The sequence below is a fragment of the Microbispora triticiradicis genome, assembly GCF_005864065.1.
GTDB classification, from domain to species: Bacteria; Actinomycetota; Actinomycetes; order Streptosporangiales; family Streptosporangiaceae; genus Microbispora; species Microbispora triticiradicis.
Map to the genome: position 1 here is coordinate 318759 of NZ_VANP01000009.1, position 11023 is coordinate 329781.

At 72.2% G+C, this 11023-nt stretch carries 13 protein-coding genes; 9 read left to right on the top strand and 4 right to left on the bottom strand.

Translation table 11 applies throughout. The features are described from left to right. On the bottom strand, positions 1-1575 hold the full coding sequence (locus FED44_RS24050; RefSeq protein WP_138462129.1) for a DUF885 domain-containing protein: 1575 nt from the start codon (positions 1573-1575) through the stop codon (positions 1-3). Positions 1576-1631: 56 nt separating this feature from the next. Here FED44_RS24050 and FED44_RS24055 point away from each other — a divergent pair, with 56 nt between their 5' ends. Continuing rightward, positions 1632-2858 carry a DUF4032 domain-containing protein gene (locus FED44_RS24055; RefSeq protein ID WP_187406120.1) on the top strand — a complete coding sequence of 409 codons (1227 nt, stop codon included), beginning with the start codon at positions 1632-1634 and terminating at the stop codon, positions 2856-2858. A gap of 1 nt (position 2859) precedes the next feature. Here the strand turns inward: FED44_RS24055 and FED44_RS24060 are convergent, their stop codons facing one another. Continuing rightward, a complete protein-coding gene (locus FED44_RS24060) occupies positions 2860-3351 on the bottom strand; it encodes a 2-thiouracil desulfurase family protein (RefSeq protein WP_138462130.1) in 492 nt (163 codons plus the stop codon). A 262-nt stretch (positions 3352-3613) separates the two neighbouring features. Here FED44_RS24060 and FED44_RS24065 point away from each other — a divergent pair, with 262 nt between their 5' ends. The 5 genes from FED44_RS24065 (at position 3614) to FED44_RS24085 (ending at position 7133) form a co-directional block, all read left to right on the top strand. Next, entirely contained in the window at positions 3614-3952 is a 339-nt protein-coding gene (locus FED44_RS24065; protein WP_244302199.1) for a roadblock/LC7 domain-containing protein, read from the top strand. Further along, the gene (locus FED44_RS24070) at positions 3952-4782 is read left to right on the top strand and encodes a MarR family transcriptional regulator (RefSeq protein WP_138462131.1); all 831 of its coding nucleotides are present in this window, start codon (positions 3952-3954) and stop codon (positions 4780-4782) included. Before FED44_RS24065 ends, FED44_RS24070 begins: the two co-directional genes overlap by 1 nt. A gap of 38 nt (positions 4783-4820) precedes the next feature. Further along, the gene (locus tag FED44_RS24075) at positions 4821-5201 is read left to right on the top strand and encodes a roadblock/LC7 domain-containing protein (RefSeq protein ID WP_138462132.1); all 381 of its coding nucleotides are present in this window, start codon (positions 4821-4823) and stop codon (positions 5199-5201) included. 46 nt (positions 5202-5247) lie between these two features. Then, positions 5248-5619 carry a hypothetical protein gene (locus FED44_RS24080; protein ID WP_111698019.1) on the top strand — a complete coding sequence of 124 codons (372 nt, stop codon included), beginning with the start codon at positions 5248-5250 and terminating at the stop codon, positions 5617-5619. Positions 5620-5717: 98 nt separating this feature from the next. Continuing rightward, positions 5718-7133 (top strand): MFS transporter, encoded by a 1416-nt coding sequence (locus tag FED44_RS24085; protein WP_167521575.1) that lies wholly within the window; start codon positions 5718-5720, stop codon positions 7131-7133. Positions 7134-7141: 8 nt separating this feature from the next. On the opposite strand, the gene FED44_RS24090 is transcribed toward FED44_RS24085, so the two are convergent. Then, positions 7142-7549 (bottom strand): hypothetical protein, encoded by a 408-nt coding sequence (locus tag FED44_RS24090; RefSeq protein ID WP_138462133.1) that lies wholly within the window; start codon positions 7547-7549, stop codon positions 7142-7144. Between the two features lie 130 nt (positions 7550-7679). Here FED44_RS24090 and FED44_RS24095 point away from each other — a divergent pair, with 130 nt between their 5' ends. From FED44_RS24095 to FED44_RS24105, 3 genes are all read left to right on the top strand, one after another. Then, on the top strand, positions 7680-8264 hold the full coding sequence (locus tag FED44_RS24095; RefSeq protein WP_111698021.1) for a Dps family protein: 585 nt from the start codon (positions 7680-7682) through the stop codon (positions 8262-8264). A 97-nt stretch (positions 8265-8361) separates the two neighbouring features. Then, entirely contained in the window at positions 8362-9465 is a 1104-nt protein-coding gene (locus tag FED44_RS24100) for a winged helix DNA-binding domain-containing protein (protein WP_244302201.1), read from the top strand. Between the two features lie 81 nt (positions 9466-9546). Continuing rightward, positions 9547-9990 (top strand): SRPBCC family protein, encoded by a 444-nt coding sequence (locus FED44_RS24105; RefSeq protein WP_182885845.1) that lies wholly within the window; start codon positions 9547-9549, stop codon positions 9988-9990. 14 nt (positions 9991-10004) lie between these two features. Here FED44_RS24105 and FED44_RS24110 read toward each other — a convergent pair whose 3' ends face one another. Next, positions 10005-10643, bottom strand: a complete 639-nt coding sequence (locus tag FED44_RS24110) for a TenA family protein (protein ID WP_138462134.1) — start codon at positions 10641-10643, stop codon at positions 10005-10007. Between the last annotated feature and the right edge of the window lie 380 nt (positions 10644-11023).

Genomic DNA, 11023 nt, shown 5'->3' on the forward strand with positions numbered 1-11023 from the left:
TCAGCCCAGCACGGCCTTCCTGGCGAGGCCGAGCGGCAGGCCGCCCGACCCGGCGATCGTGTCGTGGAAGGTCCGCAGGTCGCCCGCGTAGTCGGCCCTGATGCGCTCGATCTCCAGTGCGCCGGTGAGGTACGAGGGAGCCTGGGTGGGCCAGGCGCAGTAGCGGCTGACCTCTCCCGCGGCGGTCCCCGGCGACAGGGACGCCTTCGTGGTGAGGAACTCCTCCGCCTGCTCCGGCGTCATGTCGTCGCAGTGCAGCGCGGTGTCCACCACGATGCGGGCGGCCCGCCAGATGCGGCAGTCGAGGTGGGCGAGCTCGGTCTGCGGGGTGTCGAAGTAGCCCTGCTCGTGCATCAGCTTCTCGACGTAGAGCGCCCAGCCCTCCACGAAGTACGGCGTACGGAAGATCTTGCGGGCGCGGCGCGGATTGCCGGCCATCCACCCGAGGTGCCAGTGGTGCCCGGGGTAGGACTCGTGGACGCTGATCGAGGGCATCTGGGCCCGTGAGTTGGTCCGCAGCCGCTGCCGCACCTGCTCCTCGGTGAAGCCGTCCGGCGTGTACGGCACGAAGAAGATCCCGTCCCGCGAGGCCGACAGCGGCGGCGGGGCGAGGTAGCTCGCCACGGCGATGATGGGCCGCTGGAACTCCGGAGACGGCTCGACGCGGCACTCCTCCCCCTCCGGGAAGGTCACCAGTCCCCGCTCGCGGACGAAGTCGCGGGCCCGCAGCGTCTCGGCCTCGTACTCGGCGCGCATGGCCTCCAGGGTCGGCGGGTGGTCGTCCATGAGCGACTCCATCGCCTCCCGCCAGGTGCCCGGTCCGAGGCGGGACGCGACCTCGGTCATCCGCCCGTCGAGCTCGGCCCAGGCCTGCCTGCCCTTCTCGTGCAGCTCGGGGGCGCCGTACCCGAGCATCTCCCGCTCGCGCAGCAGGGCGGAGTAGAGCTCCTCGCCCATCCGCCAGCTGCCCCCCGGCCGGAAGTCCTCCAGGAAGCGGACCAGCCCGTCGAAGGCGTCGGCGGCGGGCTCGGCGGCCCGGGCGAGCCGCGCCCGCAGCTCCGGGTCGCCGACCTGGGCGGGCAGCGTCTCGGTCAGGAACCGGCGTCCCGTACGCGCCTGGTCGAGGCCGCGCCGGACCAGCAGGTCGGCGGCGATCTCAGGGTCCAGGTTCGCCCGGCAGGCGGCGAGCACGGCCGGCACCTCGGCGAGGCGTGCGACGGCGGCGTCGACCAGCTCGGCCTCCGGCTTGAGGCGCTGCTGGAACGGCGTGAACATCGAGGCGAAGACCAGACCGAGGTAGGCGGCCGGATCGCGCCGCCACTCCGGCCAGCGGGCCAGCGCCACGGCGCCGCGCAGATGGGCGGCGACCAGGTCGCGGTCGATCTCGTCCCCCGGATCCTCGGGGGTCGCCTCCGACAGCTTGCGCAGCCATTCCTCGGCCGCCCGCTCCCGTCCCGTGAAGGCGGCCTCGCTGAAGTCGCCCAGCGTGCGGTCGTACCCGTCGGCCCCCAGCAGAGCGGCCATGACCGGGTTCTCGGCCAGGTACCAATCGATGAACTCGTCCACCAGCGTCATAGCGCCCGACTCTATCCGCGACACTTGTGTGGAAGCCCCCAGATAAGGAGCAATCGGTGCCCCTGCAGATCACCGGAGCCCCCAGCGACCCCGACCTGATCCGCCTGCCCTGGGACCTCCCCCTCGAAGAATGGCCCGTCCACCACCTGGTGACGCTGCCGCGCGGCATCTCCCGGCACGTCGTGCGCTTCGCCCGGCTGTCCGGCCGGGTCTACGCGATCAAGGAGATCAGCACCCGGTACGCCAAGCGGGAGTACCGCCTGCTGTGGGATCTGGCCCGGCACGACGCGCCGTCGGTCGAGCCGGTGGCCGTGGTGACCGGGCGCACCGCCGCCGACGGCTCGGAGCTCGACTCCGCCCTGATCACCCGGCACCTGCAGTTCTCCCTGCCGTACCGCGCCGTGCTGTCGGGCTCGGTGCGGCCCGACACGCTGACCCGCCTGCTCGACGCGCTCGCCGTGCTGCTCGTACGGCTCCACCTGAGCGGCTTCTACTGGGGCGACTGCTCGCTGTCGAACACGTTGTTCCGCCGGGACGCCGGCGCGTTCGCCGCCTATCTCGTGGACGCCGAGACCGGCGACCTCCACCCCGCGATCAGCGAGGGCCAGCGCGCCCACGACATCGACGTGGCGCACGTGAACATCTACGGGGAGATGCTCGACCTGGAGGCCGGCGGGCTGCTCCACCCGACCATCGACCCGCTGGTCTTCGCCGACCAGCTGGTCGAGCGTTATCACCGGCTGTGGGACGAGCTGACCGAGGACGAGATCATCGAGGAGGTCGACTGGCACCGGGTCGACCAGCGGGTCCGCCGGCTCAACACCCTCGGTTTCGACGTGGCCGAGATGATGGTGCGCCGCAAGGCCGGCACGTCCCGGCTGATCGTACGTCCGAAGGTCGTGGACGCCGGGCACCACCAGCGCCGGCTGCTCCGCCTGACCGGCCTCGACGTGGAGGAGAACCAGGCCAGGCGGCTGCTCAACGACCTCGACGCGTTCCGGGTGTCGAACGGGCTGCGGCACGAGGACGAGGCGATCGTGGCGCACCGCTGGCTGGCCGAGGTGTTCCAGGCGGTGGTGAGCGCGATCCCGGCCGCGATGCGGCGCAAGCTGGAACCGGCCCAGCTCTTCCACGAGGTGCTCGACCACCGCTGGTACATGTCGGAGGCGGCCGGCAAGGACGTCGGCCTGGACGCCGCGGTGCGGTCCTACGTGGACAACGTCCTGGTGCACAAGCCCGACGAGAAGGCCGTCATCGTCACCGCGGATCCGCTGTCCCCCTGAGCTACGTGAGGGTCTCCAGGTAGCGGGCGGCGTCGGGGACGCGGTCCTCGCCGAAGACGCGGACGCCGTTCAGCTCCAGCAGCGCGGTGGTCACCCCCTGCCCCTGGGTGGTCCTGCCGCGGTGGGTGCCGTCGTAGATCCGCAGCGACCCGCACGACGGGCTGCCCTCCTTGAGGATCGCGATCCGTACGCCGGAGGACCGGGCGGCGGCGAGGGCCTGCCGCGCCCCGGACAGGAACGCCTCGGTCACGTCGGCGCCGTCCGGCGTCAGGATCCGGGCCTCCCCCACCAGCACCGCCGCGCCGCCCGCTCCGCCCTCGATCTCGGCCGGCGGGCGGGGCACGGGCAGCCCGCCCTCGACCTCGGGGCAGAACGGCACGAGCCGCCCCTCCGCCCGCCACCGGGCGAGCAGGTCGTCGTCGCTCGTCTTGGCCCCGCCGTCGTACCGCACCCGGCGGCCGAGCAGGCAGGCGCTGACCAGGATCCGTTCCACGCCTCCCATTCTGGCCGCCGTACGAGGCTCCCCGCGCCCTGCCCACCGAGACGCTCGATACGAGGAAATTTCATGAAAATCGGGATTACCAGTCCGGGGAGAACAATTCTTATTCTTATGGATTAATCCATTCATCCCAGCCCGTTTCCGACTCGGGTGGCCCGTCCACCTGCTCCTCTAATGTTGGCCGCGCTGTATCGGCGAGGCGTGACGTGACGGGAGTGACGGGTTGATCGGGATAGAGGACTGCCTCTCGGAGGCCATGTCGATCCCTGGCGCGCTCGGCGCCATTCTGGTCGACCACACCAGCGGAATGGCCGTCGCGGCGAGGGGGATCGCCGATCCCGGCCGGGCGGCCGCCGGGCTCAGCGCGGCCTACCGCGCCACGCTCGACGGCGTCGCGACGGCGTCCGAGGAGACCGGCCTCCGGGTCGAGGACGTGATCGTGACCACGGGCACGTCCTACCACCTCGTACGGCCCATGGAGATGATGTTCGACGGCCCGCTGCTGCTGTGCGTACGGCTGGACGTGGAGCGGGCGAACCTCGCCCTGGCCCGGCTGCGGCTGCGCGCCGTCACGGACGAGCTGGTCGCCTCCTGATGGGAACCCGGCCCGGGTCCGCTCCAGCTCTGGACACCGTGCTCACCGGTCTCGCCCAGGACGAGGCCACCGGCTCGCTGCGGGTGGGCAAGGAGGGCACGGTCTACCTCGTACGCGGCCGGGTGTCGTACGTGGACTGCGCGGCCACGCCCGGGGTGGAGGACCTGCTCGGCGGGTCGGGCCGGATCGACGCCGCCGGGATCCGGCACGCGCGGCAGGAGGCCGGGCCGGGCGGGGACGGCGGCGCGCTGCTCGTGAGCAGGGGTGTGCTCAGCCGGGGCGAGCTGGAGTTCTGCGTGCTGTCGGCCACGCTGGACGCCGCGTTCTTCCTGCTCGCCCCGAGGACGCTCCGGACCAGGTTCAGGGCGGGCGACGCGCACTGGCTCGGGGTCCACTGGTTCTTCGACGTGCCGGGGCTGCTGCGCGAGTGCGCCAGGCGGCGGGCGCGGCTGGAGCGGGCGTGGCCGTCGGCCGAGCTGGACGCGCGGCCGGTGACGCCCCTGCGGCGGATTCCCGGCACCCACGCGCTGCTCACCCGGTTGCAGTGGGAGCTGCTGCTGGCCGCCGACTCCACCGCCACTCCGGTCGAGCTGGCCCGCCGTCTCGGACACCCGGCCTACTCCACGCTGCTGGCCGTACGGGAGCTCGCGGCGGCGGGCCTGCTGGCGACAGATCAGGCGGAACCGGACGGACAGCCGGACGAACGGCCGGACGAAGAGCCGGCCGCGCTGCCCACGCGCGTGCCCCGGCCGGCGGCGGTTCCGGTCGCCGGCGCCGTGACCGACGTGAACCTGCTGCTCAGAGTGCGTGACGCGCTGGAGGCGCTGTAGTGATCGGGTGGCTCAAGCGGGCCGGAAGGGATGCCTCGGTGGATCTTCGCCACGACATACATCGGGAGCTGGTCGTCCTGCGCGAGCGGGCGCCCGAGATCACCGGGGCGCTCACGTGCACGGTCGACGGCATGCTCGTGACCACGGACCTCTCCACAGGCAACGGCACAGGCACCGAGCAGACGGCGGCGCTGACGTCGGCACTGCTGTCGCTGAGCCGGAAGATGACCGATCTCGCCCAGATCGGGCGGCTGGAGGAGACGCTGGTCTCCGCGGCCCAGGGGCACACCGCGTGCTACGCCGCGGGACCCACGCTCGTCCTCACCGTTCTCGCGGGCCCGGGGGCGAACCTCGGCCTGCTCCGGATCGAGGGACGCAGGGCGGCGGACAGGATCGCCGCCATCGCCGGACGCGGATAGCGCCAGCGGGCGACCGCGGACACGAACACCAACCAGGAGAGAACGCATGGCGAACATGGATGTCTCCCTCAAGGAGATGCTGACCATCGACGGCGCGGTCGGCGCGGTGGTGGCCGACTATGGAAGCGGGATGGCGCTGGGCGCGCTCGGCGGGTCCAAGGATCTCGACCTCCAGGTGGCCGCGGCGGCCAACACCGAGGTGGTCAGGGCCAAGCTGCGGGCGATCGAGGCGCTCCAGCTGAACGAGACGATCGAGGACATCCTCATCACGCTGGGCTCGCAGTACCACCTCATCCGGCCGCTGACCGGCCGCGGCGGCAAGGGCCTGTTCCTCTACCTCGCCCTCGACCGCGCCCGGGCCAACCTGGCGCTGGCCCGGCACCAGCTCCGCTCGATCGAGGACAGACTGGAGATCTGACCTCGCGAGACCGCCAAGGAGGCCGCCGGGGGCGGCCTCCCACTCACCTCGACCCGCTTTTGACCGCTTCTGTACGGTTGCGTGGTGAGGTGTCGTAAATGACCCGCCGAAGGCGGATTCTTGTTCTCCTGATCTGCTGCATGAGCCTGCTGATCGTGTCGCTGGACAACACGATCGTGAACGTCGCGCTGCCCGCCCTCGGGCGGGACCTGCACGCGCCGGTCTCGGGCCTGCAGTGGACGGTCGACGCCTACACACTGACGCTCGCCGGCCTGCTCATGCTGGCCGGGTCCACGGCTGACCGCGTGGGCCGCCGGCGCACCTTCCAGACCGGGCTGGTGATCTTCTCGGCCGGGTCCCTGCTGTGCAGCCTCGCGCCGAGCCTCGCCTGGCTGGTCGCCTCCCGGGTCGTCCAGGCCGTCGGCGGGTCGATGATGAACCCGGTCGCCATGTCGATCATCACGAACACGTTCACCGACCGCAGGGAGCGGGCCCAGGCGATCGGCGTGTGGGGCGGGGTCGTGGGGATCAGCATGGCGCTCGGCCCGGTGATCGGCGGCCTGCTCACCGACAGCGTCGGCTGGCGGGCGATCTTCTGGATCAACGTGCCCATCGGCCTGCTCGCGGTGTTCCTCACCTGGCGTTACGTGCCCGAGTCCAAGGCGCCGGCCGCACGCCGGCTCGACCCGGCCGGGCAGGTGCTGGTCATCGTCCTGCTCGGCACGCTGACGTACGGGATCATCGAGGGCCCGGCGGCGGGCGCCGCGGTCAGCGCCGCCTGTTTCGCGGTCGCGGCGGCGGCCCTGGCCGGGCTGGTCGCCTACGAACTGCGCAGGCCGGAACCGCTCATCGACATGCGGTTCTTCGGCAGCGCGCCGTTCTCCGGAGCGGCTCTCATGGCGGTCTCCGGCTTCGCCGCCCTGGGTGCGTTCCTCTTCCTCAACACGCTCTACCTGCAGGGACACCGCGGCCTCTCCGCGTTCGACGCCGGGCTGTGCACGCTGCCCGTCGCGGTGAGCACGATGATCGTCGGGCCGCTGTCCGGCCGGCTCGTGGGCACGCGCGGCCCGCGCGCGCCGCTGGTCGCCGGGGGCGTCTGCCTGGCCGCCGCCGGGGCGCTGCTCGCCCAGGTGACGCTCACCACGCCCCTCCCCCTGCTGCTCGGGATCTACGTGATCTTCGGTGTGGGGTTCGGCATGCTGAACCCGCCGATCACCAACACCGCGGTCTCCGGGATGCCGCTGGAGCAGGCGGGAGTGGCCGCCGCGGTCGCCTCGACCAGCCGCCAGGTCGGCCAGTCGCTGGGCGTGGCCATCGCCGGAGCCGTCGTGGCGGCCGCCTCCGGCGCGCGCTTCGTGCCGGCCGCGCGCACCGGACACTGGATCACCGCCGCGTACGGCCTGCTCGTCCTGGGCCTCGCCGTCCTGACCACCGGCCGCTGGGCCAGGCGTACGGCGGAGCGCACGGCCGCCCGGCTGTCGGAGGGCCGGGAGGAGGCTCTGCGGGCCGGATAGCGCCCGGCTCACCCGGGACTCTTGACCCTGTGGTCCTTGAGGTGGAGGTCGCCGCCGATCCTCAGCCGGAGCCGGTCGAGGACGTCCCGGGGCGCGAGGGCGGTCCAGATGTCGCCGACGAGGTGGGGGCTGTACTCCGGCGCCTGGTCCATCCACTCGTCCTTGCCCCGCTGGGTGGCGAAGGTGGTGAGGAAGAAGTCGCCGATCGGCGTGTGGCAGTGCCCCTGGCGGAGTTCCGCCGCGTCGATCTGCATCTTCGGGGTGCAGCCCGCCCGCGCGGCGAGTTGCTCGACGGTGGGCGGCGGGCCGTACGTGGGAGTCGCGTCGGGGCCGGCGCAGGCGGAGGACAGGGCGGACGACAGGACGGTGGCCGCGACGGCGGCGAACGCGAGGGCGCGGTGACGCGGAAGTCTCAACACCTCCGAGGTACGCGGGCACGGGGCCGGAGGGTTCACCTTGGCCAAATCGCCATAGAAGGCGTTTAGGGGACATACCAGGCGAAAGACTCACTGGTAGCTACAAACCGAATGAGTGAGGAGCGACGTCTTGGCTGTCAACCCTTCCTCCGGAGTCCGTGCGAGCAGCCAGCCCTGGCTGCACCAGAGGGGTGTGGAGATCCAGTCGTTCGGCACGGTCCGGGACTTCCCCGTCGGCCTGCCGAGAGAGACCCGGGAGTACTCCTGCCAGCGGCTCAACCAGATCCTGGCCGACACGCAGATCCTGTACAGCCTGTACAAGAAGCACCACTGGCTCATGCGGGGGCCGACCTTCTACCAGTTGCACCTGCTGCTCGACAAGCACGCGAGCGAGCAGTTGCCGATCATCGACGCCGTCGCCGAACGGATCCAGACGCTCGGCGGGGTCGCGGTCGGCGATCCGCGCCAGGTGGCGGAGATGACCGTGATCCCACGGCCGCCGGACGGTGTGGAGGAGGTGCCCGCCATGCTCTCGCGGCTTCTCGAAGCCCACGAGACGATCCTGGTCGCCGCGCACGACGCCGCCTCCCGGGCGGCCGACATGGGCGACGACGGCACCAACGACCTGCTCGTCTCCGAGGTCGTCCGTACGGGCGAGCTGCAGGCGTGGTTCCTCGCCGAGCACCTCGTCGACACGCCGCTCGTACGCACCTGAGCGGATCCCGGCAGCGGTCGCGGCAAGCAGGGCCCGGCAGCAGGTCCCGGCAGCAGGGCGCGGCCGGAATGTCGGTCGGGGGCGTTAGGTTGACGGCGTGCTCACCCCACGCGTGCTCACCCCCGCCCTGACCACACGTGCGCTCAACCGCGCCCTGCTCGACCGTCAGATGCTGCTGCGCCGCCACACCATGAAGGCGTCGGCCGCGATCGAACGCCTGGTGGGCATGCAGTCCCAGGCGCCCCTGTCGGCGTACGTCGGCCTGTGGACGCGGCTGCTCGGCTTCCGGCACGAGGACCTGGCCGATCTGCTCGTCGACCGTTCCGTCGTGCGGATCGTGCTGATGCGCGGCACGATCCACCTCGTCAGCGCCGACGACTGCCTGGCCCTGCGCCCGGTCGTGCAGCCCGTCCTCGACCGCTGGCTCCGCACGTCGGTCGCGGGACGCCTGCCGGAGGCCGACCTCCGGGAGGTGGAGGCCGCCGCCCGCGCGCTGATGGAGGAGCGGCCCCTCACGTTCACCGAGCTCGCCGCACGGCTGGGCGAGCGGTGGCCGGACGGCGAGGCCCTGGCGAGGGCCGTACGCGGGATCGTGCCGCTGGTGCAGGTGCCGCCGCGGGGCGTGTGGGGCGCCTCGTCGCAGGCCCGCCACGTCCCGGCCGAGTCGTGGCTGGGCCGCCCGCTCGGCGACGGCTCGGCCGCCGGTGACATGGTGCTGCGGTATCTCGCCGCCTTCGGGCCCGCGTCGCTCGCGGACCTGCGGACCTGGTCCGGCCTGACCGGGCTCCGCTCGGTGGTGAAGCGCCTGGACCTGGTGGCGTACCGGGACGAGAACGGCGTGGAGCTTCTCGACGTGCCGGGCGCGCCGCCGCCGGAGCCGGACGCCGAGGCGCCGGTGCGGTTCCTGCCCGAGTTCGACAACCTGCTGCTCTCACACGCCGACCGGAGGCGGGTCATCGCCGACGAGCACCGGCGGCGGGTGTTCACGGTGAACGGGATCGTCCGGGCGACGATCCTGGTCGACGGGTTCGTGGCCGGGCTGTGGCGGATCGAGCGGGCCGGGGAGACGGCGACCCTGGAGATCGAGCCGTTCGCACCGCTGGACTCGGCGGCCCGGGACGCGCTGGCCGACGAGGGTGAGCGCCTGCTCGGGTTCGCCGCGGACGGCGCCGCGTCGCACACGGTCCGCTTCCTGGAGTAGCCCGCGCCTCCGGGACGGGAGGCGTCCGGCGGCGACGACCGATGCGTAGGGACAGGTATGGGGACAGGCATGGGGACAGGCGTGGAGACTCTCACGGTGACGGTGGACGCGCAGGCGAGCCCGGAGCGCGTCTTCGCCGTGCTGACCGACTGGCCCCGGCACCACGAGTGGATGCTGCTGACCCGGGCGTGGGTGGTCGAGGGCGACGGCCACAGCAGGGGCAGCAGGCTCGCGGCGACGACCGGGATCGGCCCGCTGTCGTTCCTGGACACGATGGACGTCACCGGCTGGCGTCCCCCGGACGAGGTGGAGGTCCGCCACACCGGCCGGGTCGTCCGCGGGACGGGGAGGTTCCAGGTGCTGCCCCGCCCCGGCGGCGGGAGCAGGATCCTGTGGGAGGAGCACCTGCACCTGCCATTCGGGGTGGCCGGCCGGATCGGCTGGCGGGTCGCCGGGCCGCTGAGCGCCGTCTTCCTCCGGCTCTCCCTGCGCCGCCTCGCCGCGCTGGCCCTGCGCGCTCCCTGAGACGACCCTGCCGATCAGCCGGCCGCCATGTCGAAGAAGCGGCGCTCCAGAGCGGTCGCGCGGCGGAAGACGTCCAGCACGCGGGCCCGGCCGCTCTCGTCCAGTCCCGGGCCGAGCCGGTCGAGTTCGCGGCGCAGGAAGCCGACCCACGCCTCGAACTCCGGCCCGCTGTGCAACTCGACCCACTCGCGGTGGACGAAGCTCTCGCCCTCGGCGGGGATCCGGGTGGCCCAGCCGAGATAGGTCCACTCGGCCACGCACAGCACGGCCATGATCAGCGGATAGTCCTGGCTGAGGCGCACCTCGTCCATCAGCGCGCGGAACTCGATCGTCACCGGTTCCAGCACAGGCGGGGCCGGGTCGCCGCCGACCGCGGCGAGCGCGCGGTGGAAGTAGCCGCGCTCGGTGTCGGCCACCGTCTGCCCGAGGAAGCGGCCCACGGCCACCCGCGACTCGAAGGAGTCGGCCGCGGCGACCGCCGCGCCGAGCAGCGCCGTGAAGGCGTCCACGAACTGGAAGTCCTGCTCCAGGTAACGCCGCATGCCGGCAGTGCCGCGGCTGATCGCCGCGGCGAAGGGATGCGTGACCACCGCCGTCCAGTCGGGCTCGCTGCGGTCCCGCAGCCACGCGCTGAACACCTGTTCGTCGGTCATCCGCCATTCCTCCCCGGCACGTTCGGCGTGAACGTTTCACGATGATCTCGTACGGCGCGCCGCGTACGCACGAGACCCCGCCGGTGACCGTTGACCACCGTCGGACAGGTCCGTACCTTGAGCCTGGCGTTCCTACTCATGAATGTCGTTCACGTCCATGAATTCCTCGTGGGGCCAGGATTCATCCCCTCGGTCAGGGGTCCTGCACGACACGCAAGGAGCTCGGGTGAGAACCAGAACCAGAAACGCAGCCGGGGTAGTCGGCGCCGTCGCCGGGGTCGTGGCCCTGGTCGGCGGTGTGTTCACCGGCGTCTCCAACGCCGCGCCGACCACCGGCGCCTACCGCATCGTCAACGGCGCCAGCGGCCTGTGCCTCACCG

Bases quoted from the DNA above. Each gene is read 5' to 3' on its own strand.
- FED44_RS24050 (WP_138462129.1), bottom strand. From the start codon at position 1,575: ATGACGCTGGTGGACGAGTTCATCGATTGGTACCTGGCCGAGAACCCG.
- FED44_RS24065 (WP_244302199.1), top strand. From the start codon at position 3,614: ATGTCGATCCCTGGCGCGCTCGGCGCCATTCTGGTCGACCACACCAGC.
- FED44_RS24070 (WP_138462131.1), top strand. From the start codon at position 3,952: ATGGGAACCCGGCCCGGGTCCGCTCCAGCTCTGGACACCGTGCTCACC.
- FED44_RS24080 (WP_111698019.1), top strand. From the start codon at position 5,248: ATGGCGAACATGGATGTCTCCCTCAAGGAGATGCTGACCATCGACGGC.
- FED44_RS24085 (WP_167521575.1), top strand. From the start codon at position 5,718: ATGACCCGCCGAAGGCGGATTCTTGTTCTCCTGATCTGCTGCATGAGC.
- FED44_RS24110 (WP_138462134.1), bottom strand. From the start codon at position 10,643: ATGACCGACGAACAGGTGTTCAGCGCGTGGCTGCGGGACCGCAGCGAG.